Here is a 24794-nt window from a genome sequence, read left to right as displayed (position 1 = left end):
GCCGTGTCCAGAGCAGCTCAACATAGCCCACGAAAATCGTTAACAGGCACGTTTATAACGCGCCTGGGCTTCTTGTTAATGCTATTCCTGTTATCACTCGCCTATACCATCACCGCGGCCCCCGGCTTCAGCGTTATCATGTCCGACGCCCAGATTGATAAACTGGGTCAAAAATACGGAGAGATGGCTAAACGACGTTTACGTAGCTGGCAAAACCTAATGACAGAAATTAAAGACTTTGATGATGATGAGAAGCTCCATCGGGTAAACCGCTTTTTCAATCAGTTAACCTTTGTTGATGATCTAACACACTGGCATAAGTCGGATTACTGGGCCAGCCCAGTGGAATTTTTAATCACCAGCGGCGGTGACTGTGAAGACTTCTCGATCGCCAAGTACTACACCCTGAGACAGGTCGGCGTACCGATTGAAAAACTCAGCATCGCCTATGTAAAAGCCCTTAAGCTGAATCAGGCACACATGGTGCTAACCTATTACAGCACTCCCAAATCAACCCCGCTCATTCTCGACAATCTGATCCCGGAAATAAAACCGGCCAACCGTCGACCTGATCTACAGCACGTCTATAGCTTCAACGGTGATAATCTATGGTTATCAAAAAAAGGCCGTCGCAGTACACTAGTCGGTACCTCTGATCAGTTAAAGCCTTGGGTACAATTACAATCACGAATGGAGAATCAGGGTTTTTAGCCTGATAACAGCACAGATGAGGAATCAAACATGTCAATCGTAAATCAGTTAATGGCAGCAGTGCTCGCCGTACTGATCGGATTAGCGGCAGGCTCAGTCTATCTGATGTCAGACAGCTCCAAGACGATGCTGATACATCAATTGGAGTCCCATGGTCAGGACACCGCCACCCATTTAGGACTCTATCTGGCCCCCTATATTGCCGATCATGATAAAGCCGCCATTGAAACCACCGTCAATGCTATCTTTGATAGTGGCTTTTATCAGCAGATTCGCGTGGTCGATGCCGACGATGTGCCGCTGTTTATCAAAACCACCGATGCCCAGATAAGTGACAGCGTTCCCGACTGGTTTATTGATCTTATTGAAATCACACCGCCAGAAATGACCCGTGAAATCACCCATCAATGGCAAAAAGCCGGCACTATTTTTGTTCAAAGCCGAGCCGGTTATGCCTATGAGCAACTCTGGCGCGGAACGGAGCAGACCTTTATCTGGTTTGTTATCCTCTCGCTACTCTGCCTGTTTTTTATCAGCCTGCTGATGCGCTATATTCTCAATCCATTGAAAGGTGTTGAAGATCAAGCAACAGCCCTATCACAACAAAAATATATTGAACAAGCCCATATCCCTCGTACCCGTGAGCTAAAACAGGTGGTGCTGGCGATGAACATGATGGTGCGGCGTGTGCGCACAATGTTTAATGAGCAGGCCAAGTACATCGAAGAGATCCGCCGTACCGCTTATCAAGACGATTTGACCGGCCTAACCAACCACCGCGCCACCATGACTCAGCTTAACGAGCGTATCGACTATCGCAACGATTATGGCCCCGGTAGCCTTATACACCTGCATATAGCCGACCTACAAAAGCTAAACACCGAGTTAGGGGTAGAGAAAGCCAATAACTTTATCCGCGCCTGCGCCTCGCAATTGAAAGAGATCAGTTTACTGACAGAAGCACCGATCCTCGGCCGTATCGGTGGTTCTGAGTTCGTCCTGCTGACCCATATAACTGATCCAGACCAACTGTCCCGCGAGCTCAATAAGCTAGCCGAGATTCTGCAGGACAGTTATCAGCAACTCAGCCACACCCAGCAAGAAAAGGTCATCTTTATTGGCGCCACCGCCTATAACGAACAGGGTAGTTCAGAACAATTATTAGTTAACGCGAAACTGGCGGCCGAACAAGCCAAAAGTGATAATACAACCATCTGCTGTAAAGGCATTGGCAACCCTGAATTGCAGAGTAGCTGGCATGAACACGTCAGTCAGAAAATCATCAGCGGCGATATCTTTTTACAATCGCAGCCCGTTAAACAGCTATCAGCATCCCAGGAGATCGTTCACCGCGAGGTCTATGCCCGCATCCTTAATCAGGACAATAAGCCCTGTATCGCAGGTGAATTTATTAGTGTTGTGAAGCAGCTTAGCCTGATGACCGCGCTGGATAAATCAGTATTAAGATCCATTTTAGCGCGACTGAAACAAAGCGCAGACAATCAATTTGCGGTCAACCTAAGCAATGACTCGATCAAAGATACCGCCTTTTGTGGCTGGCTGATTTATAAAACCACGAAACTCGCTAACCCGCACAACCTATCGGTTGAGGTCAATGAAACTTCGGTATTGAATAATATTGATCAGGTAACCCTATTCCGCGATCAATTGCGCCAAACTGGGGCGCTGTTTGGGGTCGATAACTTCGGTATCAACCCGGCCGGCTTTAGCTACCTTTATACGGTTCAGCCCGACTATATTAAAATCGATGGTTCATTGATTAGAGAACTCGACAGCAATGATGAAGACCGCTTCTTTGTCAGGAGCTTAGTCACCGTTGCCCACAGCCTCGATATCAAGGTTTATGTGGAACACGCTGAACGGGAAACGCAGCTCAGCGCCCTGCAACAACTCGAAGTGGATGGTTCTCAAGGCTGGGTACACGGCATCCCAGAACGCTTATAAAACAGCCATCCGACAGCCACCTATAAAAAAACCGCCTTCTGGCGGTTTTTTTGTGCTGCGATTTAAGCCTGCGATTAACCGCGCTTGGTTAACAGCATCTCAAGTTTATTGTTAAGGCGGTCTTCCTTCTCCTTAACTTTCTGCTTAGCTTGCTCTTCTTGGCGTTTTTGCTGACGCAGCTTATTGATCTCTTTCAACTGCTGTTTGGCGTGCTCTGCCTCAGACTCAGTCACTGCACCGGCAGGTTGACCATCAAGCCCGATACGATCAGCGCCCTCTTTCAGACTGCGAAAGTAATAAGGTGAGCGAACGTAGGAGGCCAAAGCCCGCTTAATTTTATTCTTTGCTAACTTCTCATCAGCAATCAGATCTTCCTGAATCCCGATTTTCAATGGCCGCATACTTTCCCGATTGAAAACCTCAGGGTAGGCATCGCACAACAGTTGCAAAGCCGCTTGATTAGCTGCTCGGTTTTTTGAACGAGTACGGCTTTTAGTTTTATCCGTAGTCTCTGTTGCCGTAGTATCTGTTGCTGTCACAGTAAGTTTCTCTCAACCATTTATCTATAGGCCAATTAACTCGGCCAGTTATAAAAATCAGTGCCTGATCCTAAAACAGGGCTACTCCCCTTTGCGGATCAGATAAAAATATTGATCATCTTCTGCTTTCTGGTCGATCAACTCGTGCCCCAGAAAGGTACAAAATTTTGGTACGTCACGCTGTGTTGATGGATCCGTTGCCGTTAATTGCAACACTTCACCAATCGCCATTTCGCGCACTTTATTGTGCAATAGCATTACCGGTTCCGGACAGAACAGGCCGGTTGCATCCATTACCTGATCCGCTTTAACTTCAACCATCAACTCCACCTCGAATACATCAGGAGCCATATTGTCGCAAATTCGGCGGTATAGAAAAACCCATCTTTTGATTAGATCCTCTTTTAGCGGCAATAACAGTGCTATTATATTGAAATAAATAAGAATAATTTTGTTCCGCTACAGGAGAGCCAGCATGATCAGAGTACTAATAGAACGCCATATTGCCGCCGACCTAGAAGAACATTACGAAAAAGCGGCCCGCAACACACTGCAAATGGCCATGCAAGCACATGGATTTATCTCCGGTGAATCATTAAAAAATAGCGCTAATCCCAATCATCGGGTCGTCATGGCAAGCTTTCGCACCGTTCTCGATTGGCAGCATTGGTATGCATCTGATGCGCGCAAGCAAATGATGGAAGCGATCATGCCAATGCTCGAGACCGATGAAAAAATCACCGTACTCGAGCATTGAGTCCCGACAAGAGAGTTTTATTAAGTCTCGCTATCCAGAGGTTAACCTAACGCGATGAGTAACCGTTCATTCGGTTACCCGTGATAGTTGAGCAACCTAACATGCACGGTAATCTCTTCACGGTCATGATAAAGATGCTTAGCAGCCATACTAAAATCGATGCCCGCATCATTCAGCGTGGTCTGTAGATAGTCGAGACAGCTCTTCACTTCCGGATAACGCTGCTTCATCGGTAGTTTAAGGTTAAACACCGTTTCACGACACCAGCCTTCTTGCAACCACTGAGTCATCAATTTGATAACACGAGTCGGCTTATCAACAATATCACACACCATCCAATCGAACGTTTTCTGCGGCTGATAGGCAAAGGCATCTTCCGTGAGGTGTGTCACCTGGCCAGTATCCATTAGGGATTCCGCCATAGGCCCGTTATCGATAGCGGTAACAAACATATTTTGCTTAACCAACTGCCAGGTCCAGCCGCCGGGAGCCGCACCTAAATCCGCCGCCCGCTTGCCGCTGCTAATATATTGATGCCACTGCTTCTCTGGGATAAACCAGTGCCAAGCCTCTTCCAACTTAAGCGTTGAACGGCTTGGTGCTTGTTGCGGAAACTTCAAGCGCATGATGCCCATCGGCCAAGGGGCTGAATTTGCGACCGGCGCATAACCAATATAAAAACAGCTACCCGAGAGCGCAAAGATATGCAATCGATCACTCGCCTGTCGCTGTAACACACCCTGTTTACGTAATACCTGACTAAAGGCGGAACCAAAGCTATTACAGAAGCGCTGCATCTCGCGACCTTCAGTGGTATCGGCAGGCTCAACCCAGAGTTCACTACACGGCGGTAGCTTTTGCACATGGGGCATCAATGACACGACCCTATCCTGGGTATCAACGCCCTCAAGCAACGGTAGGCAGGCGATCCATTGACGGGAGAAAATCAGATCATGAAAGTTCAGTTGTTCAAGAGCGAGGCTCGCACCATCAGGCTGATGGCTGACAAACAACGCATAACCGCTATTCTCTTCCAGCTTACAATAGCCATAGATCCCCTGTTGCTCACACAATTCACGCACCTCGGCAGCGCACTCTTTTTCAAAGCCGGGACGACAATAGAGCAAAAGGTGATTCATAGGGCAGTACCTCGCTGATAAGCATTGATAGTTTTGAGTGTGGATTCTACTGCATCCGCTAGGTGTTCGTCCTGTGTAATACCCGACATTTTTCGAGGTTTCAGATCATGATCGCCATCTTCCAGCCAATGAAGCGTCACCGCATCGGCTAAAGGATAGCTATCAACCAATGCCGGCTTGCCCATGCTATCGCGGGTTCCTTGAAAAATATGGATCGGTTTAACCACATGTTGTAAATGTTCAATGCGCGGTGCATCCTGCTTACCTGGGGCGTAAAAGGGATAGCCATAGACAAAACAGCCCGCTACCGCTGGATGCGCCGCCAGCATCGTGGCCATTCGCCCACCCATCGATTTGCCCGCTAACCACAGCGGCTGACCAGCCTCACTATACTGTTCAATTAAGGCAGAAAAGTACTCCAGCAATTTTGGCTGACGATCCGGTGGACGCTTTTTACCATCCAGTCGTCGCTTCTGCATATAGGGGAATTCAAACCTAACCACCTCAACACCGCCGGCGGCAATGGCTGCCGCCATATGATTCATAAATGGGCTATCCATGGGCGCACCCGCTCCATGAGCGAGTAATACACGCCCTTTTTCAGCACAACCGTCTATCAGCATTCTTACCTCCATGGCCAAAAATCCGTCGATTATGCCTCAAATTCCACTTGATCCACATCAAGTAAAGCCAAACTAGTAACTTTTGATACTGGCTTGATATAGATCAATTTACGCCAAAAGCCGCGTAAAACCACACAAACAGGACTATCAATAAAAAAACGAATATTAAAATTAATATTTAATATCAACTACTTAAAAGATAAATTCCTTTCCCTATTAGAGTCCGAAAATTAGCATTTCCTTATTTTGCACTGCGGCACTATGTCGCAACTAATACCGTTGACGCATTGAAATGTGGCCGCTGTTTCAACATAATAGCCAGCGGAAATTTACTATTTCTAAACCTTTCTAATAGCTTGTTGATGAGAGCCTGATATGAGCACAGCAGCTGAACACCCAACCTACAATTACAAGGTGGTGCGTCAATTCGCCATCATGACAGTGGTATGGGGAATCGTCGGAATGGCCGTGGGTGTGCTAATCGCATCCCAGTTAGTATGGCCTGCACTAAACTTTGATACAGCTTGGTTAAGCTTTGGACGTCTTCGTCCGTTGCATACCAATGCCGTTATCTTTGCATTCGGAGGCTGCGCATTGTTCGCAACCTCTTACTACGTCGTACAACGTACGAGTCAAACGCGCCTGATCTCTGATAAATTGGCGGCCTTCACCTTCTGGGGTTGGCAGTTAGTTATCGTGAGCGCAGCCATTACTCTGCCACTGGGTCTGACCTCTTCTAAAGAGTATGCAGAACTTGAATGGCCGATCGACCTACTGATCACAATCGTATGGGTTGCCTATGCTATCGTGTTCCTCGGTACGGTGAAGATGCGTAAAACATCACACATCTACGTGGGTAACTGGTTCTACATGGGCTTCATCCTGACCGTTGCAGTACTGCACATCGTTAACAGCGCAGCAATGCCTGTAACGCTGTTCAAATCCTATTCGGTTTATCCGGGTGCGGTTGATGCGATGGTACAGTGGTGGTACGGCCACAATGCGGTAGGCTTCTTCCTTACGGCTGGTTTCTTGGGCATGATGTACTACTTCGTTCCGAAGCAGTCTGGACGTCCAATTTACTCTTACCGTCTGTCTGTTGTTCACTTCTGGGCTCTGATCGCAACCTATATGTGGGCGGGTGGTCACCACTTGCACTACACCTCACTGCCTGACTTCGCTCAGACACTGGGTATGGTTATGTCTCTGATTCTGTTGGCACCATCTTGGGGTGGTATGATCAACGGTATGATGACCCTGTCAGGTGCATGGCACAAACTGCGTACCGACCCTATCCTGCGCTTCTTGGTTGTTTCTCTGTCGTTCTACGGCATGTCAACCTTCGAAGGCCCTATGATGGCGATCAAAACCGTCAACGCACTCTCCCACTATACTGACTGGACTATCGGTCACGTACATGCGGGTGCACTGGGTTGGGTAGCGATGATCTCTATCGGTTCTGTTTATCACATGATTCCTAAGCTCTGGGGTAAAACTCAGATGGCCAGTGTTGCGTTGATTAACACACACTTCTGGCTGGCGACTATCGGTACTGTACTGTACATCTGTGCGATGTGGGTTAACGGTATTCTGCAGGGCTTGATGTGGCGTGCGGTTAACGAAGATGGCACTCTGACTTACAGCTTCGTAGAAGCACTTGAAGCAAGTCACCCAGGCTATCTGGTACGCGCACTGGGCGGGGCTTTCTTCCTGACCGGTATGATCCTGATGGCATACAACGTATGGCAAACTGTTCGTAAAGACAGCACAGCACCCGTTGCTGATGCGTCTGCGCAAACAGCTTAAGGATCAGAGGAGTACATACAATGATCAAACATGAAACGATTGAAAAGAACATTGGCCTGATGATCCTGCTGATTATCCTGGTAATCAGTGGCGGTGGTCTTGCTGAAATCGTACCTCTGTTCTTCACCAATGCAACGACTAAGCCGATCGAAGGTCTGCGGACATATACACCGTTAGAACTCGAAGGACGGGACATCTTTATCCGTGAGGGCTGTACAGTATGTCACTCTCAACAGATTCGTCCTTTCCGTGCTGAGACTGAGCGTTATGGTCACTACTCAACCGCTAATGAAGGCGTATGGGAACATCCGTTCCTGTGGGGCTCTAAGCGTACCGGTCCAGATTTGGCGCGTGTCGGTGGTCGTTACAGTGATGACTGGCATCGTGCCCATCTCTATAACCCACGTGATGTAGTACCCGAATCCAAAATGCCCTCTTACCCATGGTTGTTTGAAAACAAACTGTCTGGTGAAGATACGGCTGCCAAAATGCGTGTCCTAGCAAAACTGGGTGTTCCATACACCGAAGAAGACGCTAGCAAAGCGCGTGAGCAAGTAGAAGGCAAGGCTGAAATTGATGCCGTGATCGCCTACCTGCAGGCACTGGGTAAACTCCACTCTCAATATACCAACAAGCGGTAACTCGAGTGAGCTACGAAGTTTATGGTCCATATCTGCCTCTATTGATGCTGATTACGTTTATCGGTTTATTTATCTGGGTGTTATTACCCGGTAACCGCAAACGTTTTGATGAAGCATCACAACTGCCATTCGCTGACGAGGAGCAAGATTCTCCCAGCGAAAGCTCTAAAAGCGCCGATATAGCCAATAACGGGAGAAATGAAAAATGAGTCCTTTTTGGAACGCATGGGTATGGACAATTACCCTAGTAGTAATTCTGGGTTGTACCTGGTTGCTGCTTGCCACGCGTAGAAGCGAGCCTCATAAGGAAGCGACAGAGGAAACTCTGGGACACACCTTTGATGGTATCGAAGAGTATGACAATCCGCTGCCAAGCTGGTGGTTTCAGATGTTTGTTGGAACCGTTATCTTCGCTGTTGCATACCTTGCCCTGTACGGCATGGCTAACGTGAAAGGTTTTTACGGCTGGTCATCTGTGGGTCAGTATGAAGAAGAGATGGCACACGCTGAAGAGGTTTACCGACCTGTTTTTGCTAAATATGCCGCTATGTCAATTGATGACCTTCAGGCTCAGCCTGACGGTCTGAAAATCGGCCAGCGCATGTTTGCCAACAACTGTTCAGTTTGTCATGGCGCGACAGGTGCCGGTGCACACGGCTTCCCTAACCTGACGGATAATGATTGGTTGTATGGCGGCGCACCTGCCACCATCAAACAGACTATCTCTGAAGGTCGTCAAGGCGCGATGCCTGCTTGGGGCCCTGTCCTAGGTGAAGAAGGTGTACGTGATGTGACTAGCTATGTACTGTCACTGAGCGGTGTTGAGCATGATGCTGATATGGCTGCTCGCGGCCAGCAACAGTTCCAGGCTTTATGTACAGCTTGTCACGGAGCTGACGGTAAAGGTACCCAAGCACTGGGTGCTCCAAACCTGACCGATAACACTTGGTTGTATGGCAACTCTTTCGAGCAGATCAGCCACACAATTCGTACCGGTCGTGGTGGTGTTATGCCAGCACACAAAGCACTGTTAAGCGATGATAAGATTCAACTTATCGCTGCTTATGTGTACAGCCTGTCTAACAAGTAAGGCTTAGATCAATAAAAAGGCGATATGATGCAAATCATATCGCCTTTTTTTGTGCTGCAGCTTAACTGCAGTCTTAAACCGCGTATAATATTCGAATTCACTAATACACCACCTCAACATAGAGGAGGATATTAGTGTTGGTATTTCGACTACTTGATGGTGAGGAATGGTATGAATCAAATACCAGTTAAGGATGTAACGCCAAAGCACGCCAAAGGTGACGCAAAGGGTGACCTGTACGCCAAACGTGCGCATATCTACGTAAAGTACTACAAAGGGTTCTTTAAAAACTTAAGAACGATCTCCGGCATTCTCATGCTGGTTATGTTTTACAGCTTCTCTTGGATTCAATGGGATGGTCACCAAGCTATCTTATTCGATCTACCGAGCCGCCAATTTCATGTCTTTGCTTTCACATTCTGGCCCCAGGATTTCATGTTGCTCTCCTGGTTGCTGATTATTCTCGCTTTTACACTGTTCTTTGTTACCGTATTTGCAGGACGACTTTGGTGCGGCTATGCCTGCCCACAATTTGTATGGACCTGGTTCTTCATCTGGGCTGAACGTGTCACCGAAGGTGATCGCAACCAGAGAATGCGCCTTGATAAAAACGGCTGGAGCGGCGAAAAATTTGCCCGTAAAGCCGCTAAGCATACGTTATGGCTTGTGATTGCGGCCGCATCGGCCATCGCCTTTGTCGGTTATTTCACCCCTATTCGGGAGCTACTACCGTCTGTTTTTTCTTGGGATCTCGGCCCTTGGGAAACCTGGTGGATCGGTTTCCTAACCGTAGCCACTTACGCCAATGCGGGCTGGATGCGTGAACAGGTGTGCATTTACATGTGTCCTTACGCACGCTTCCAGAGCGTTATGTTTGATGCCGATACACTGGTTATCTCTTACGATGAAAAACGGGGTGAAAATCGCGGTAAACGTAAGAAAAATGCTGATTATAAAGCAGAAGGTTTAGGCGACTGTATCGATTGTGATAACTGCGTGCACGTCTGCCCTGTCGGTATCGATATCCGTAACGGCCTGCAATATGAGTGTGTTGCCTGTGGCGCCTGCGTTGACGCCTGTGATGACATCATGGACCGTATGGGCTATGAACGTGGTCTGGTGCGCTACACCACCGAACATGCCTTGGAAGGTGGCGAAACACATATCCTCCGTCCGCGCCTGATCGGTTACTTCATTGCCATCTGCGCAATGTTTATCGCCTTTAGCTATACCCTTTACAGCCGGGTACCGCTCGAAGTCGATATCATCCGTGACCGCGGTCAACTCTATGTTCAAGCGTCCAATGGTATGATCGAGAACGTTTATACGCTCAAACTGGCGAACAAGTCGCAGGTTGATCATCGTTTCACCATTGACGTGACCGGTGTCGAAGGCATCACCATGGCAGGTGAGCGTGAAGTGTTGATTCGTTCCGGTGAGCTACTGGATCATCCTATCAGCCTACAGGCCGATCCGCGCTTCCTTGAGCGTCCGAACTACGACATTATGTTCCGTGTTCAGGCATTGGATGACACGAGCATTCTAGTGGAAGAGGAAAACCGCTTTATTGGTCCGGTTAAGCGTTAAGCTAAACCTACCCTCCTCCATTTGACTGAGTTAGAATAGCTGCCGGATTTGCTTCCGAGCAGCTATTTCTTTTTAAGGAAACATATGACTGATCAAGATATCGGCCCTTGGTATAAACAACCTTGGCTATGGTTTATTCTGGCTCCCCTTATCGCCACTGTGCTTTATTCCACTGTCTACATTACTGCGTCGGTTGTGACCAATGATGGCGTCGTGCTTGAGGAATACACCAAGCAAGCGAAATCATTTCACGAAGACAACCGTCTGGAAGAGGTTGCTGATTCATTGGGCCTTGCAGGCACGCTACGTTTTGACACCATGACCGGTGATATAAACCTTGAGCTAAACAGTGCTACCGGCGAAACACTACCAACACAATTAAAACTGATTATTGGCCACCCAACTAAAGCCAGCCTTGATATTAGCGTTGAGCTAAATGAACTCAAGCCCGGTTATTACGGCGGCGAACTAGAAAATGTTCTCAAAGGCAACAAAAAACTCATTATCAGCCCACTCGATAAACAGTGGCAGTTGATCAATGAAGCGACACCGCCTTACGATCAGCAAAGTTTCACCTTTGGTAACCAGTAATCCACGATGAATGCCCCTGAAGGTAATCTGCACACCCATCAAAGCTGTTTCCATTGCGGGCTTGATATCCCCTCTGGTAGCCAATTTTTTACCACGATTGGCGGACAGCCGCGACAGATGTGTTGTCCAGGTTGCCAAGCGGTAGCTCAGGTTATCGCCGACGGGGGGCTGGAAAACTACTACAAACATCGCACCAACGAAGCCTCTTCACCAGACTCACTCAACGCCACAGAACAGCTGAGGGCGGAGTTCGAACTCTATGACCACCCTAGTGTACAAAAGCATTTTGTCGCTGAACTCCCTGATGGCAATAAGCAAGCGACCCTGGTTATCGAGGGTATCACCTGCGCGGCTTGCGTCTGGTTACTTGAGCATCATATTAGTTCTTTGGACGGCGTTACGCTGGCCAGTGTTAACCTGACCAACCATCGTGCCCGAGTACAATGGGACGATGCGCAGATCAAATTGAGTGATATATTTCTCGCGATGCACAGTATTGGCTATCAAGGCCACCCCTATCATCCCGATAAAGAAGAACAGCTGCTAGAACAAGAGACTAAACGAGCGATGCGTCGCCTAGGCATCGCCGGGGTCTTCACTATGCAGATCATGATGATGGCCGTCGCACTCTACACCGGTGCCGGTGCTAGCCTTGAAAGCGATTATGAAAACTTTATCCGCTGGGCGAGCCTCGTGCTCGCCACACCGGTCATTTTCTATGCCGCCAAACCGTTCTTTCAGGCTGCCCTGCGCGACCTTCGTACCCGCCATCTGACCATGGATCTACCGGTGTCCATCGCTATTGGTGGTGCTTATGCCGCCAGTATCTGGGCCACCGTAACCGCTAGTGGCGAAGTGTATTACGACTCTGTCAGTATGTTTACCTTCTTCCTGCTGATCGGCCGCTTCCTCGAGATGAAAGCTCGCCACCGTACCGGCAAAGCAGGCAATGCACTACTCAATTTACTGCCCGCCAGTGCCATTCTATGCACTGATGAAGGCGAAGCAATTGTTGCCGCCAACGAGCTACAACAGGGCGACCGTATTCTTGTTAAACCCGGCCACACCATCCCCGCCGATGGTAATATTGTTCAAGGCAGTAGCAGCATCGATGAATCGGCCCTCACCGGGGAATACCTTCCCATCACTAAACGTAAAGGCGATAGTGTTGTCGGCGGCACCATTAATGTTGAAAACCCCATTCATGTTGAAGTCACCCAGGTCGGCGCCAGCTCGCAGCTGTCAGCGATTGTGCGCTTACTTGAACGCGCCCATGAGGAAAAACCCAAAGTTGCCCAACTGGCGGATAAAGTCTCCGGCTATTTTGTTAGCGCTGTTCTGCTGATTGCCGCAACTGTCGGCCTGTACTGGTGGCAAGTCAACCCCAGTCACGCTTTCTGGGTAACCCTGTCGGTACTGGTGGTCACGTGCCCCTGCGCCCTGTCCTTGGCGACCCCAACGGCACTGACCGCAGCAACCGGCACCCTTCGCCAACACGGACTGCTAATTACCCGCGGCCATGTGCTAGAGAGCTTAGCGAAAGCCACTCATATCGTCTTTGATAAAACCGGCACCTTAACCGAAGGTAATCTGTCGATACAGCAGAGCCAAATACTGGCAGATTTGACCCCGCAGCAATGTCTTGAGATCGCAGCATCACTGGAAGCCCACTCCGAACACCCGATCGCAAGAGCTTTTCACAAGGCCACCCAGCTAACCTCCATATCGGCCGCTGAACAACTCACCAACCATGTCGGCTTGGGTCTCGAGGGGAGCATTAATGGCCAGCGCTTTTTTATCGGTAAGCCGCAATTTGCCAGCCAAGCCTGTGGTCAATCCCTGAGTTTCGATGATGCACCGGATAACCACTGCCAATGGTTACTACTGGCCAATGATGATCAACCGTTGGCGTGGTTTGGTTTAACCGACCCCGCCCGCAAACAAGCCGCGACGATGGTGCAACAACTAAAACAAATGGGGCTTGAAGTGCAGATGCTTACCGGTGACAGTTCTGCTGCCGTGGGCCATATTGCACAACAGCTCAAGATCGACAAAGTAGTCTCCGGCGTTAGCCCTGCACAGAAGCTACAGCATATCCAACAACTGCAAGATAACGGCGCACAGTTGGTGATGGTCGGTGATGGCATTAATGATATCCCGGTGCTGGCCGGCGCACAGACCTCCATCGCCATGGGCTCGGCTACCGATTTGGCCAAAACCAATGCGGACGCGGTGTTAATGTCCGGTGAACTGATGCGCTTATCTCAGGCTCTACGATTGGCTCGACGCACCCGTAGCAACATTCGCCAAAATCTGAGCTGGGCACTGTTTTATAACCTGATCGCTCTACCCCTTGCTGCAGCCGGCATGATCGCCCCGTGGATGGCGGCAATCGGCATGTCAGTAAGTTCGTTAGTGGTGGTCGGCAACGCCCTAAGGCTGACTAAACTTGGCCGCCCCGATCGGGTAGAATAGTCACAACAATCTGAGTGAAGCACTGCTATGTCAATTATCTACCTGCTTATTCCTATCGCTATCATGCTGGCGGGTATCGCTATATGGGGTTTTTTCTGGTCAGTTAACAGCGGTCAGTTAGACGACCTTGAATCCCCGGCTCACAGCATTCTCTATGACGATGATGAACATCTCATTCCGGACGAAGCCAAGCCCAAGCAACCTAAGCCTGCCGACAAAACGCAATGACCGAACCCGTAACGGCTCTTACGGCCCTCCTGCTCGGCTTACTCGGTAGCGCCCACTGCTTAGGCATGTGCGGCGGCATCTCTAGTGCCGTATCCATGGGGATCGACAAAAAAAACCAACGCCCGCTGTTGCTGCTACTCGGATTCAATCTGGGGCGAATCTCCAGTTACACCGTGGCCGGCGCACTCCTTGGTAGTCTCGGCTGGCTTATCAGTTCCCCGGACGTGTTTATCGTGCTACGCACATTAGCGGGCCTGATTCTGATATTAATGGGCCTCTATGTAGCACAGATCTGGCGCGGCTTAGCCTATCTGGAAAAACAGGGCAACCACCTCTGGCGACATATTCAACCCCTCAGCCGAAAACTCTTACCCGTAAGCAATCCCTTACAGGCTCTAGCACTGGGTGCACTTTGGGGTTGGTTACCTTGCGGGTTGGTCTACAGCACCTTAATCTGGAGCGCCACGGCCGGCGACTGGAAAGTCTCCGCGATGATGATGGCCTGCTTTGGTTTAGGCACGGTACCCGCTATGCTCGCTACCGGTTTACTCGCCAATCAAGTGCAAGCCTTACTTAAAAACAAAAAAGCACAAACCATTGCTGGATTGCTAATTATCCTGTTTGGGCTATATACCATTCCTTGGCCGGGGCTTGGCGTGAACCTTTATTGATTGATATCAATACGGGTTGGGGAAAAATCCTTATAATCGCCTCCCTTTGCAGTAAGAGTGAGAAATGTTGTGAACCAGAACAACCTGATTAAATGGGATCTCGATCTGATCCGCCGTTATGACCTGTCCGGCCCTCGCTACACCTCTTACCCTACTGCAATTCAGTTCGACCCTGAGTTATCGGCGGTAGATCTGGTTAACACGGGCCAACAAACCGCCGATAAGACAGCACCGTTATCGCTCTATGTGCACATTCCATTCTGTGCGCATGTTTGTTATTACTGCGCCTGTAATAAGGTCATCACCCGTAATCGAAAAAAAGCTCAGCCCTATCTCGATACCTTATATCAAGAGATGACCCAGTTATCTCAATGGTATTCTGATGCTCGTACGGTTGAACAGCTACATCTTGGCGGCGGCACACCCACTTTTATCAGCAATCAGCAGATGATTGAGCTGATGCAAAAGCTCAGAGAAAATTTCACCCTGCTAGATGATGATTCCGGTGATTACTCCATCGAGATTGATCCCCGCGAAGTGGATCATGAGATGCTTAAAGTGCTCCGAGAGATCGGTTTTAACCGGGTCAGCTTTGGTGTACAAGATATTGAGCTAAAAGTGCAGCAGGCGGTTAACCGGGTACAACCGGTTGAAGAGATCGCCGATGTACTCCATGAAGCCCGTCGTCTCGGCTTCCGCTCCATCAATATCGATCTGATCTACGGCCTGCCACACCAGACACTGGCCAGCTTCACCAAGACACTGGACACCATTATTGAGTTGAGCCCTGACCGACTATCCGTGTTTAACTATGCCCATATGCCGGATCGCTTCCGTTCTCAGAGCCATATCAAAGCCGAAGATCTGCCTAGTCCCGAAACTAAACTGGCGATTCTAGAAACCACCATCAGCAAGCTGATGAGTGCTGGCTATGTTTATATCGGCATGGATCACTTTGCTAAACCTGATGACGAACTCGCCTTAGCACAACAAAACGGTAAACTTCATCGTAACTTCCAAGGGTATACCACCCACAGCGATTGCGACCTAGTGGCGATGGGTGTGTCATCGATCAGTCAGATCGGTGATGTGTATTATCAAAATGAACATGATATGAGTGCTTATAGCAGCGCCGTCGAAGCCCGTACAAACGCGATTAAACGGGGTGTCACACTTAGCACCGATGATCGCATTAGACGAGCTGTGATCACCCAACTTATCTGTCATTTCCAGCTCGATATGGCCGCTATCGACGCGCAATTTGATATCAACTTCGCCGATTATTTCGCCGAGGAACTGCAGGAATTGCAAAAGTTCACCGGCGATGGCTTAGTCGTCCTCGGTGATAAGCGTATCGATGTTACCCCTGCCGGACGCTTACTTATCCGCCGCATCTGCATGGCCTTTGATGCTTACATTCCTAAGCAGGAAGCAACCAAAGGCTTCTCCCGCATCATTTGATACGGGAAATACTTCACCCTGCCGTTGATTTAGTAGATAATCACTTATAAGCACTATCTAATAAATCAACGAAGACAGGACATAGTTATGGGCAACCATAAGGCATCAGAAGGGAAACTACACAGCTTAAGACAGGTGCATTGCAATACATGCAGCCTGAGCTCTTTATGTTTACCTGTGTCCCTGAACATGACTGAAATCGATCGGCTCGATAATATTATCGATAAGAGCCGCCCGCTGAAAAAAGGCGATCACCTCTTCCATCAAGGTGAGGCCTTCTCTTCTGTCTACGCTATTCGCGCGGGCACCCTTAAAACCTATACTCTGACCAATGAGGGTGAAGAACAGATTACCGGCTTTTACTTCCCCGGCGAAATGGTCGGCATCAGTGGTTTTGATAGCGAACAATACCCTGTTTCAGCAAAAATTCTTGAAACAACCACCGTCTGCGAAATCCCTTTTGAACGGCTCGATGAGCTATCAGGACAGATGCCAGAGTTGCGCCGCCAGATCCTACGGACACTGAGCAAAGAGATTCGTGATGACCAGCAGATGATGCTGCTATTGAGCAAGAAGAATGCTGAACAACGCGTTGCGACCTTCCTAATTAAACTATCGACTCGCTTCAAATTGCGTGGTTATTCAGAAACCCAGTTCCGTTTATCCATGTCGAGAAACGAGATCGGTAACTACCTTGGCTTAGCCGTCGAAACCGTTAGCCGTATTTTTACCCGGTTCCAAAAAATGGAGCTGGTACGGGTCGATGGTAAAGAGATCGAACTGAGCAACCTCGAAGAGATCTATCGTCTATCCGGTGAATCTCAAGACATTCCGATGTCTGAGAACAAAACCTGTCCGCTCGACTAAACCTCACTTGCAACATCCTAATACCCGCTCTTTAGCGGGTATTATTTTGATCGTACTGGCCCCTGATCGGGCTACTCGATATTAGCCCTACTGTTTTAAGGTACCCCCGATGAGTTTCGATGAATGTTATATAAAGTCAGTTATGCGCACGATAGCGGACTGGCCAGAACCTGGCGTCATGTTCAGAGATATCACCCCACTGTTTAAAGACCCCAAAGCCCTGAGAATGATTGCCGATGCCTTTATTCAGCGCTATATCGATACCGAAGTCACCCATATTGCCTGTATTGATGCCAGGGGGTTCTTGTTTGGTTCAATCATCGCTTATCAACTCAATCTGCCATTAGTGCTGGTACGAAAAAAAGGCAAACTGCCGGGTAAAACTATTCATCGCGAATATGCCCTTGAATACGGCACCGCCGCCGTCGAAATGCAAGTCGATGCGGTCGCTGCTGGCGACAAAGTGTTGATCTTTGATGATCTGATCGCCACCGGCGGCACCATTCTCGCCGCCAGCACCATTATCAAAGAGCTCGGTGCTGAAGTGTATGAAGCCGCTGCTCTTATTGATCTACCCGATCTCAACGGCTCAGAGCTGATTCAGCAAAGCGATATTCCTGTCTTTACCTTATTGGCCTACGAAGGCCTTTAATCCTCTACGCATGTCACGGGCACCCAACAACGCGCTCTACACCGAGCAACGGTGCCCCAACGCTAATCACCTTAATATTATCAAGATCAGTTCTGTCCCACCGCCGGATATCGCTTTACAATAGCCACTCTTTTTTTATCTGTTATTAAGGGCTTATTCTCATGTGGTTCAAAAATGCCATCTTTTACCGTTTCACCCAGCCGTTTAGTTACACCCCTGAAGCCCTTGAAGAAAAACTCAGCGAGAAAGCCTTTACCCCCTGTGGTAGCCAAGAACTTAGCCGCTTTGGCTGGGTAAGCCCCAGTGGCGATCTCTCCGAAATGCTCGTACATGCTGGCAACGGCTTTATGCTGATCGCGGCACAAAAAGAAGACAAAATCATTCCCACCCAGGTGATCCGTCAGCAGCTGGATAAGAAAGTGAAGCTGATCGAGGATGAGCAAGCCCGCAAGGTCTATAAAAAAGAGAAAGACCAGCTCAAAGATGAAATTGTTTTGGACTTACTACCGCGCGCATTCAGCAAGTTCCAAACGACTTGGGCACTGATCGCCCCAGCACATAACCTGCTTATCGTTGATGCCAGCAGCCACAAGCGCGCCGAAGAACTACTCAGCCACCTACGCAGCTTATTAGGCTCTCTGCCGGTTGTATTGCCGGATGTTAATCATGCCCCTTCTGCAGTCATGTCTCATTGGCTAGAGCAGCCAGAAGAACGTTACACCGGCCTAGAACCACTGGATGAGTGCGAGCTGAGAGACAGTGCAGTCGAAACCGGCATTATCCGCTGTAAAGGCCAAGATCTTGATAGCGATGAGATCCGCCACCACCTTGAAGCAGGCAAACGAGTCGTCAAACTTGCACTGGAATGGCAAGAGAGCCTTAACTTCATTTTGCAGGATGACCTGTGTATCAAACGGATTAAACTCTCGGATCAACTGAAAGAGAAGATGGATCAGGACAGTCCTGATGAAGCCTTTGCGCAATTTGATGCCGACTTCGTACAGATGTCACTGGAACTCACCCGCTTGATTCCAGCACTAACCGAAGCCTTTGGTGGTGAAGCCCAGCGCCCTTAGAAGCGACCGGCTAATGTCACGCTAGTGTCATCATCACGTTCAAGCCGGTCGCACTGACCGGTTTGATTCTCCAGTTACACCGCAAAATACTTCGCGCAAATAACTTGTTTTGTTACCCGCAATAGAACTTAACTTCCAAAGTCAATAACCGCGTCATTGTCGCCCCCATTGTCACGTTAGTATTTAAACTTAGTTAACCACTGTGTAGACTAGCCGCATCCAGCAGATCAGGGCCATTCCGTGAGCAAAACTTACAGCGTAAAAGAGATGTTTTACACCCTTCAGGGTGAAGGTGCACAGGCCGGACGGCCTGCGGTTTTTTGTCGTTTTACCGGCTGTAACCTCTGGTCCGGGCGGGAACAGGATCGCGCCAAAGCGGTCTGTGATTTTTGCGACACCGACTTTATCGGCACGGATGGTCAAAACGGTGGCAAGTTTGCATCAGCGGCAGCCTTAGCCCAAGCGGTTAAAAGCTTCTGGCCTGACACCACTACTGGCCAACAAGGTCAGCCCTATGTTGTCTGCACCGGTGGTGAGCCGCTGCTGCAACTTGATACCGCTTTAATTGACGCACTGCATCAGCAAGGGTTTGAGATTGCGGTCGAAACCAATGGTACTTTACCCGTCCCCGACGCCATCGACTGGGTCTGCGTTAGCCCTAAAGCTGATGCTGAACTGGTGCAGCGCAGTGGTGATGAACTTAAATTGGTCTACCCTCAGCCCCTTGCCCTGCCGGAACAATTTAACAGCCTAGGCTTCACTCATTTCTACCTGCAACCAATGGATGGCCCATTGCAGCGCATGAACACCCAGGATAGCATCCGTTTCTGCTTAGCCAACCCTCAATGGAAACTCAGTTTGCAGACTCATAAATTATTGGGTATCGACTGAAGCAGATCTCAGGCTTACCGGCCAGTTACGCCACACCACCAGTAGCAGTGCTGGTATCTGCATCAAGATGCCATACAACAATACCGCCAGAGACATCTCTGGCTGTTGTAGTAAGGCACCTGTGACCATCAAAGCAGTACCCGCATTCTGAACACCCGTCTCAATACTCAATGTTAGGGCGGTAGCGGTATCGAGTCGCAAAAGATAGCGCGCGAACAAACCTGCCAACAGCATCGCACTACTGGCCAGCAACACAATCGCCGGACTCAACACCGGCAGCAGTTCTGGTAAAACTTGACGATTGGCCCAGCTGATCACCACCACCACGATCACCATAAACACCAGTGATAGCACTTTTATCGGTCTCTGCAATTGCGCACAAACCTGTGGCCAACGATGATTAATCACAAGACCTAACGCCACCGGCACTAATGTGACCACGACCAACTTCATAATGGTGGTAAGCAGCGGTAACGCCACCAGCACCCCTTCGCCAAGAAGATATTCAAGTGTTAACCAGGTAAGCCAAGGCAGTGAAAAGGGAATAATCAGACTGGTGATGGCCGTCAATGAAATCGACAGGGCCGTATCCGCCCGACAAAGATAGCTGATCATATTCGATGTCGCTCCACCGGGCGCAAAGGAGACAATCATCAATCCGGCGGCCAATAACAGCGGCAAATTCATCAGGCTCACCACCAACCAAGCGAGTAACGGCAACACAATCAACTGCAGCACGACACCGGCGACTATGGCCACGGGTCGATAGCGTAACTGGGCAAAATCCGCTAGCCTCAATGTCAGTCCCATGCCTAACATAATAATAAACAACGCCACCGGTAATAACAGCGAAAGTGCATTGCCACCTTCCATCCACATATACTCCCATTTCAAGTTTGTCAGAGCCCATAATATGGCCCTGACACGCCGGCGACAACCGCCAGATTACAGAGAACTAAAGGGCTGTCTCAATCTACTCACATTAATTGTGGATAACATTGTGGGTACCCTACCTTAGCACCGCCAAATTGCCCGAGTTTAGACCGTCTCAGACAATATGGTTACTTTTTAACCAGATGTGTTTTAATATAATAATCAATAGCTTATATTCAATAAATCTTATTCAATCGGCAAATCTTGGTTTTTTATCCAAGAACTGTTTCAATTCCGCGTCATTGCTGTGACGAAAAGAAGTCAACCCTTTTTTAACAAATAAATTTAATAAAAATAGCTTTCAACTGGCCAATTGAATCGGATCGCCTTACCATATTGCCCTCGTCAAAAATTGGATTTTTTTTACCATGCCCGAATCCCGTAGCCACCAGGCACAAGCCCAGCGAATTACCATCATCGGCTCCATCCTTGATACCCTCCTTGGGGTGCTCAAAATTGTCTTCGGGATGATCGCCCATTCGAGTGCGTTAATCGCCGATGGTATCCACTCGCTGTCCGATCTGCTGACCGATGTTTTGGTGGTCTGGATTATTAAATACTCCCACCAAGAACCTGATGAAGAACATCCTTGGGGGCATGCTCGCTTTGAGACCATCGGCACCGTTATTCTCGGTTGTGTGCTGGTGGCCGTGGCCGGTGCAATGGCCTATGAAAGCTTATTAACCCTGCTGCGTAATGAAGTATTACAACTGCCCGAGTGGCCTGCCCTCGTCGTCGCCGCTATTTCAGTGTTTTCAAAAGAGATGATCTACCGCTACACCCTCGCCGTGGGCCTGCGTATTAAATCAGATCTGATTATTGCCAATGCTTGGCACAGCCGCACCGATGCCTTTTCATCCATCGTGGTATTTTTTGGTGTCGCAGGCGCGATGGCCGGCATAGCGTGGCTTGATTCTGCCGCGGCCATTGGTGTCGCCCTGATCATCGCGAAGGTCGGTTGGGACCTTACTTGGAAGAGCATTCTCGAACTGGTCGATACCGCTTTACCTGAAGAGCAGATACAAGCCTATACCGATGTCATTATGGGTGTCGAAGGGGTTCTCAGCGTCCACAGTTTCAAAAGTCGTAGTATGGGTAGTCAGAGTCAGTTAGAGATGCATCTTCAAGTAGCGCCCCACCTGAGCGCCTCAGAAGGCCACTTTATCGGTGACCAAGCGGTCTACCGGTTGATGCAGAAGTTTGAAGATGTTGGCCATGCCATCTTCCATATCGATACCTATGATGATGAAGAGGGCCACGACCTATCGATGAGCTTGCCAGTCAGAACCGAAATCAGCGGTATTCTCTGGGAATTGCTCGACCAAACAGGCCATCCAGAATTAAACATCAACCGACTGGCGCTATTCTACCGCCGGGATTCTGTTGAAATTGAACTGATGCTGTTAGATACCACCGACAACCGCGCTATCGATTTGAAGGCACTCGAGGCTGAACTAACCCAACTGTTTGGCCAATATAGCTGGTTTAGAAGCATTCACCTTTGGCTTGGTACACAACCGGCTAGACTGTAATCATCGCTTTAGGAGTCATACCCCGTGGATTATAACCGCCCTGCTAAAGCGCATCAGGCTGAAATTGAGGTGCGCAAAAGCCGGTTTATCTGCGATATCTGGCCGGTCACCGACCGTCACAGCGCCACCGCTTTTATTGACGTCATACGCACCCAGCACCCTAAAGCCAACCATCACTGCTGGTGTTATATTGCAGGCAGCCCCAATGATGCTCATCAATGGAACTACAGTGATGATGGCGAACCTAAAGGCACTGCCGGACAACCCATGCTAAATGTGTTGCGACACAGTGAATTAGGCAACATCTGCGCGGTTGTCACACGCTATTTTGGCGGTATCAAACTGGGCACCGGCGGTATTGCACGGGCCTACTCACAAGCGGTACAGGAAGCGTTGCAGACGCTGCCTTGTGAAACGGTCACTCCAACACTGCAGTTAACGATGACCGCCCCCTATGATCTCACTGGCGAACTTGAGCAATTGATCGCACAGTTTCAACTAACCGACTGCGAACGACTGTTTGGCACACAGATACAAATCAACGCCAAACTCGTCGCCAACCGACTCGACGCATTCAAACTCGCACTCACCCCGTTTCAGCACCAAGTTAACCTATGCGTCAGTTGAGCTCATCCCGAAACACCATCGCATAGGCGGTTTCCAAGGCCTCTTTACGGGTTTCATGACAGAAACTTTGGGGTATTAAGCTCAACACTTTGAACCGTTCGAGAATATCTTTGACCGTTGAGTTTAAGCCAATCATATGGACATCCCGGCCTAATGCTTGCGCTTCAACAATCATGTCTTCAATCGCTAGCGCGGTAGATACATCGATTAAAGGCACCCGACTAAAATCCATTAACAAGGCATCATGGGGGCGACGCCCTTGTAACTTGGCGGCCAACCCTTGTGCCGCGGCATAACTCACCGGCCCATCAAATTGGTACAAAATGACTCGCCCTCGGGTGTCAGCCAATAAAGCGCGCTCCCGTTTACTGAGCCCTTCGTCACTGCCTGCATGGCTATCAATCACGCGGATACTATCGAGCTGATGATCCGCCAAACCTTTAACCGTCACCACATTGGCGATAAACACACCAACAAACACCGCCGTCACTAGGTCGACCACCACGGTTAATACCAACACCACCAGCATGAGCGCAGCCACAAACAATGGCGCACGGTGTAAGCGGGACAAAAAGCGCCAATCAATAATATCTAAACCAACTTTAATCAGAATCCCGGCCAACACCGCATGGGGAATGCTTTCAGCTAAGGGGGCTGCACCAAGCAATACCGCCACCAAGATAAGCGCATGAAAACAACCCGACAGTGGGGTTCGACCTCCTGCTTTAATGTTAACCACGGTGCGCATGGTAGCCCCCGCCCCGGGTAAACCACCAAACAGCCCCGCGACCATATTGCCAATGCCCTGGCCGATCAGTTCACGATCGGAGTTATGCTGCGTCTTGGTCACGCTATCTGCCACCAGCGACGTCAGCAGCGAATCGATCGACCCCAACACCGCTAGCATCAACGCGGCAAACAGCATATCGCCGATAATCACCATGGAAAACTGAGGTACCACAAACTGCGGCATGCCAGTGGGGATATGACCGATGACCACGAGATCGGTATCACCATGAAAAACCTGATAGATCACCGTCCCGACCACCAGCGCTAGCAGTGTTGGCGGAATCACATCGGCGATTTTCTTCGGGCAAAAAATCACAATTCCCAAGGTGACACAGCCAAGTAACAGCGCGGCAGGATTGGCATCACTAATGTAATGGGGGATCTGCTCTAAGGCCTCGATCGTATCCGCCGATGAGGGATAACCAAAGATTGGCCCGAGCTCTAACAAAATGATAATAATACCGATACCGGTCATAAAACCGGAGATCACCGGAAACGGTACGAGGGTGACATACTTACCTAGTTTCAGCAGACCAAATAACATCTGCAACAAGCCGCCCATCACCACCACCGTGAAGGCATAGACTGCACCATTGACCGGATCCAAGGCCATAAACTGAGTAAAAACCGATGCCATTACCACCGTCATCGGCCCTGTTGGCCCCGATACCTGACTCGGCGTTCCGCCAAAGAGCGCAGCAAACAGACCAACAAAAACAGCCCCATATAAACCGGCAATCGCACCGGCCCCTGATGACACACCAAACGCTAATGCGAGCGGCAACGCCACCACGGCGGCCGTTAACCCGCCAAACAAATCACCCTTGAGATTATTAAAGTGGAGCCCGTAAATCAGTGACATAGCCGTCCCCTTAATACGCTTTACAACCTAAGATCGATTAACAATACTGCCTCAACAGAATAGCTGCTTTAGTACTCATTGTTTAACAATCAGTCGGTAAGCTGCTTATATTATTGATTATGCAAACAGATTAGCGCGCACTTTTAAATAATTAATCATTATAATCTACCGGCCGATATGCTAAAAAATCACCGCTCGGCAGAAATAGTGTTATTGTTTAGGCTTCTCGATGACAGAGATTCCGTTATCACGTTTTAGCGAGATAGACAAAATGAGGTTCT

At 49.2% G+C, this 24794-nt stretch carries 25 protein-coding genes; 19 read left to right on the top strand and 6 right to left on the bottom strand.

The genetic code is table 11. From position 1 onward, the window contains the following. The first annotated feature begins 78 nt into the window (after positions 1–78). Both ACN0T0_RS06680 and ACN0T0_RS06675 read left to right on the top strand, forming a co-directional pair. Positions 79–711, top strand: coding sequence for a transglutaminase-like cysteine peptidase (locus ACN0T0_RS06680; protein WP_417224427.1), 633 nt, complete (start codon positions 79–81; stop codon positions 709–711). A gap of 30 nt (positions 712–741) precedes the next feature. Further along, entirely contained in the window at positions 742–2676 is a 1935-nt protein-coding gene (locus ACN0T0_RS06675) for an EAL domain-containing protein (RefSeq protein ID WP_417224425.1), read from the top strand. A gap of 74 nt (positions 2677–2750) precedes the next feature. Here ACN0T0_RS06675 and ACN0T0_RS06670 read toward each other — a convergent pair whose 3' ends face one another. After that, entirely contained in the window at positions 2751–3215 is a 465-nt protein-coding gene (locus tag ACN0T0_RS06670; RefSeq protein WP_417224423.1) for a ProQ/FINO family protein, read from the bottom strand. Between the two features lie 81 nt (positions 3216–3296). Continuing rightward, positions 3297–3536: a sulfurtransferase TusA gene (gene tusA / locus ACN0T0_RS06665; protein WP_417224421.1), complete on the bottom strand. Its 240-nt coding sequence runs from the start codon at positions 3534–3536 to the stop codon at positions 3297–3299. Positions 3537–3690: 154 nt separating this feature from the next. Between tusA and ACN0T0_RS06660 the strand changes: the two genes are divergently transcribed. Continuing rightward, positions 3691–3972 (top strand): antibiotic biosynthesis monooxygenase family protein, encoded by a 282-nt coding sequence (locus tag ACN0T0_RS06660; protein ID WP_417224419.1) that lies wholly within the window; start codon positions 3691–3693, stop codon positions 3970–3972. Positions 3973–4046: 74 nt separating this feature from the next. Here ACN0T0_RS06660 and rlmM read toward each other — a convergent pair whose 3' ends face one another. After that, positions 4047–5111: a 23S rRNA (cytidine(2498)-2'-O)-methyltransferase RlmM gene (gene rlmM / locus ACN0T0_RS06655; protein ID WP_417224417.1), complete on the bottom strand. Its 1065-nt coding sequence runs from the start codon at positions 5109–5111 to the stop codon at positions 4047–4049. Further along, positions 5108–5734, bottom strand: a complete 627-nt coding sequence (locus ACN0T0_RS06650) for an alpha/beta fold hydrolase (RefSeq protein ID WP_417224416.1) — start codon at positions 5732–5734, stop codon at positions 5108–5110. Before ACN0T0_RS06650 ends, rlmM begins: the two co-directional genes overlap by 4 nt. Before the next feature lie 375 nt (positions 5735–6109). Here ACN0T0_RS06650 and ccoN point away from each other — a divergent pair, with 375 nt between their 5' ends. From ccoN to queE, 14 genes are all read left to right on the top strand, one after another. Next, complete coding sequence (gene ccoN, locus ACN0T0_RS06645) at positions 6110–7540, top strand: cytochrome-c oxidase, cbb3-type subunit I (protein WP_417224414.1); 1431 nt, start codon at positions 6110–6112, stop codon at positions 7538–7540. A gap of 23 nt (positions 7541–7563) precedes the next feature. Then, positions 7564–8181: a cytochrome-c oxidase, cbb3-type subunit II gene (ccoO, locus tag ACN0T0_RS06640; protein WP_417224509.1), complete on the top strand. Its 618-nt coding sequence runs from the start codon at positions 7564–7566 to the stop codon at positions 8179–8181. 5 nt (positions 8182–8186) lie between these two features. After that, positions 8187–8390 carry a cbb3-type cytochrome oxidase subunit 3 gene (locus ACN0T0_RS06635; protein ID WP_417224413.1) on the top strand — a complete coding sequence of 68 codons (204 nt, stop codon included), beginning with the start codon at positions 8187–8189 and terminating at the stop codon, positions 8388–8390. Beyond that, positions 8387–9271 carry a cytochrome-c oxidase, cbb3-type subunit III gene (gene ccoP, locus ACN0T0_RS06630; RefSeq protein WP_417224412.1) on the top strand — a complete coding sequence of 295 codons (885 nt, stop codon included), beginning with the start codon at positions 8387–8389 and terminating at the stop codon, positions 9269–9271. The genes ACN0T0_RS06635 and ccoP overlap by 4 nt, the downstream gene beginning before the upstream one ends. 171 nt (positions 9272–9442) lie before the next feature. After that, complete coding sequence (gene ccoG / locus ACN0T0_RS06625) at positions 9443–10858, top strand: cytochrome c oxidase accessory protein CcoG (RefSeq protein WP_417224411.1); 1416 nt, start codon at positions 9443–9445, stop codon at positions 10856–10858. 84 nt (positions 10859–10942) lie between these two features. After that, positions 10943–11449 carry a FixH family protein gene (locus ACN0T0_RS06620; RefSeq protein WP_417224410.1) on the top strand — a complete coding sequence of 169 codons (507 nt, stop codon included), beginning with the start codon at positions 10943–10945 and terminating at the stop codon, positions 11447–11449. A gap of 6 nt (positions 11450–11455) precedes the next feature. Further along, positions 11456–13924 (top strand): heavy metal translocating P-type ATPase, encoded by a 2469-nt coding sequence (locus tag ACN0T0_RS06615; RefSeq protein WP_417224408.1) that lies wholly within the window; start codon positions 11456–11458, stop codon positions 13922–13924. A gap of 27 nt (positions 13925–13951) precedes the next feature. Beyond that, complete coding sequence (ccoS, locus tag ACN0T0_RS06610) at positions 13952–14152, top strand: cbb3-type cytochrome oxidase assembly protein CcoS (protein ID WP_417224406.1); 201 nt, start codon at positions 13952–13954, stop codon at positions 14150–14152. Further along, positions 14149–14823, top strand: coding sequence for a sulfite exporter TauE/SafE family protein (locus ACN0T0_RS06605; RefSeq protein ID WP_417224404.1), 675 nt, complete (start codon positions 14149–14151; stop codon positions 14821–14823). Before ccoS ends, ACN0T0_RS06605 begins: the two co-directional genes overlap by 4 nt. A 69-nt stretch (positions 14824–14892) precedes the next feature. Continuing rightward, a complete protein-coding gene (gene hemN, locus ACN0T0_RS06600; RefSeq protein WP_417224403.1) occupies positions 14893–16284 on the top strand; it encodes an oxygen-independent coproporphyrinogen III oxidase in 1392 nt (463 codons plus the stop codon). Between the two features lie 87 nt (positions 16285–16371). Further along, a complete protein-coding gene (fnr, locus tag ACN0T0_RS06595) occupies positions 16372–17151 on the top strand; it encodes a fumarate/nitrate reduction transcriptional regulator Fnr (protein ID WP_417224402.1) in 780 nt (259 codons plus the stop codon). Between the two features lie 109 nt (positions 17152–17260). Beyond that, a complete protein-coding gene (locus tag ACN0T0_RS06590) occupies positions 17261–17803 on the top strand; it encodes an adenine phosphoribosyltransferase (protein ID WP_417224400.1) in 543 nt (180 codons plus the stop codon). A 161-nt stretch (positions 17804–17964) separates the two neighbouring features. Next, positions 17965–18879 (top strand): recombination-associated protein RdgC, encoded by a 915-nt coding sequence (gene rdgC, locus ACN0T0_RS06585; protein ID WP_417224398.1) that lies wholly within the window; start codon positions 17965–17967, stop codon positions 18877–18879. A gap of 267 nt (positions 18880–19146) precedes the next feature. Beyond that, positions 19147–19770 (top strand): 7-carboxy-7-deazaguanine synthase, encoded by a 624-nt coding sequence (gene queE / locus ACN0T0_RS06580; RefSeq protein ID WP_417224507.1) that lies wholly within the window; start codon positions 19147–19149, stop codon positions 19768–19770. Here the strand turns inward: queE and ACN0T0_RS06575 are convergent. Continuing rightward, entirely contained in the window at positions 19753–20649 is an 897-nt protein-coding gene (locus tag ACN0T0_RS06575) for a bile acid:sodium symporter family protein (RefSeq protein ID WP_417224396.1), read from the bottom strand. The genes queE and ACN0T0_RS06575 overlap by 18 nt on opposite strands. Before the next feature lie 422 nt (positions 20650–21071). Between ACN0T0_RS06575 and ACN0T0_RS06570 the strand changes: the two genes are divergently transcribed. Continuing rightward, positions 21072–22235 carry a cation diffusion facilitator family transporter gene (locus tag ACN0T0_RS06570; protein WP_417224394.1) on the top strand — a complete coding sequence of 388 codons (1164 nt, stop codon included), beginning with the start codon at positions 21072–21074 and terminating at the stop codon, positions 22233–22235. Between the two features lie 24 nt (positions 22236–22259). Further along, complete coding sequence (locus ACN0T0_RS06565) at positions 22260–22862, top strand: YigZ family protein (RefSeq protein ID WP_417224392.1); 603 nt, start codon at positions 22260–22262, stop codon at positions 22860–22862. On the opposite strand, the gene ACN0T0_RS06560 is transcribed toward ACN0T0_RS06565, so the two are convergent. Beyond that, positions 22855–24513, bottom strand: coding sequence for a SulP family inorganic anion transporter (locus ACN0T0_RS06560; protein WP_417224391.1), 1659 nt, complete (start codon positions 24511–24513; stop codon positions 22855–22857). The two genes, ACN0T0_RS06565 and ACN0T0_RS06560, sit on opposite strands and share 8 nt — an antisense overlap. Between the last annotated feature and the right edge of the window lie 281 nt (positions 24514–24794).

It is taken from the genome of Amphritea sp. (assembly GCF_048266285.1).
Classification (GTDB): domain Bacteria; phylum Pseudomonadota; class Gammaproteobacteria; order Pseudomonadales; family Balneatricaceae; genus Amphritea.
Note: the sequence above shows the minus strand (reverse complement) of the source record. Positions and strands in the feature narration are given on the sequence as shown.

What these genes read in the sequence shown, in the direction of transcription:
- ACN0T0_RS06680 (WP_417224427.1), top strand. Translation starts at nt 79, where the DNA reads ATGCTATTCCTGTTATCACTCGCCTATACCATCACCGCGGCCCCCGGC.
- ACN0T0_RS06675 (WP_417224425.1), top strand. Translation starts at nt 742, where the DNA reads ATGTCAATCGTAAATCAGTTAATGGCAGCAGTGCTCGCCGTACTGATC.
- tusA (WP_417224421.1), bottom strand. Translation starts at nt 3,536, where the DNA reads ATGGTTGAAGTTAAAGCGGATCAGGTAATGGATGCAACCGGCCTGTTC.
- ACN0T0_RS06660 (WP_417224419.1), top strand. Translation starts at nt 3,691, where the DNA reads ATGATCAGAGTACTAATAGAACGCCATATTGCCGCCGACCTAGAAGAA.
- rlmM (WP_417224417.1), bottom strand. Translation starts at nt 5,111, where the DNA reads ATGAATCACCTTTTGCTCTATTGTCGTCCCGGCTTTGAAAAAGAGTGC.
- ACN0T0_RS06650 (WP_417224416.1), bottom strand. Translation starts at nt 5,734, where the DNA reads ATGCTGATAGACGGTTGTGCTGAAAAAGGGCGTGTATTACTCGCTCAT.
- ccoN (WP_417224414.1), top strand. Translation starts at nt 6,110, where the DNA reads ATGAGCACAGCAGCTGAACACCCAACCTACAATTACAAGGTGGTGCGT.
- ccoP (WP_417224412.1), top strand. Translation starts at nt 8,387, where the DNA reads ATGAGTCCTTTTTGGAACGCATGGGTATGGACAATTACCCTAGTAGTA.
- ccoG (WP_417224411.1), top strand. Translation starts at nt 9,443, where the DNA reads ATGAATCAAATACCAGTTAAGGATGTAACGCCAAAGCACGCCAAAGGT.
- ACN0T0_RS06620 (WP_417224410.1), top strand. Translation starts at nt 10,943, where the DNA reads ATGACTGATCAAGATATCGGCCCTTGGTATAAACAACCTTGGCTATGG.
- ACN0T0_RS06615 (WP_417224408.1), top strand. Translation starts at nt 11,456, where the DNA reads ATGAATGCCCCTGAAGGTAATCTGCACACCCATCAAAGCTGTTTCCAT.
- ccoS (WP_417224406.1), top strand. Translation starts at nt 13,952, where the DNA reads ATGTCAATTATCTACCTGCTTATTCCTATCGCTATCATGCTGGCGGGT.
- ACN0T0_RS06605 (WP_417224404.1), top strand. Translation starts at nt 14,149, where the DNA reads ATGACCGAACCCGTAACGGCTCTTACGGCCCTCCTGCTCGGCTTACTC.
- fnr (WP_417224402.1), top strand. Translation starts at nt 16,372, where the DNA reads ATGGGCAACCATAAGGCATCAGAAGGGAAACTACACAGCTTAAGACAG.
- ACN0T0_RS06590 (WP_417224400.1), top strand. Translation starts at nt 17,261, where the DNA reads ATGAGTTTCGATGAATGTTATATAAAGTCAGTTATGCGCACGATAGCG.
- rdgC (WP_417224398.1), top strand. Translation starts at nt 17,965, where the DNA reads ATGTGGTTCAAAAATGCCATCTTTTACCGTTTCACCCAGCCGTTTAGT.
- queE (WP_417224507.1), top strand. Translation starts at nt 19,147, where the DNA reads ATGTTTTACACCCTTCAGGGTGAAGGTGCACAGGCCGGACGGCCTGCG.
- ACN0T0_RS06575 (WP_417224396.1), bottom strand. Translation starts at nt 20,649, where the DNA reads ATGTGGATGGAAGGTGGCAATGCACTTTCGCTGTTATTACCGGTGGCG.
- ACN0T0_RS06570 (WP_417224394.1), top strand. Translation starts at nt 21,072, where the DNA reads ATGCCCGAATCCCGTAGCCACCAGGCACAAGCCCAGCGAATTACCATC.
- ACN0T0_RS06560 (WP_417224391.1), bottom strand. Translation starts at nt 24,513, where the DNA reads ATGTCACTGATTTACGGGCTCCACTTTAATAATCTCAAGGGTGATTTG.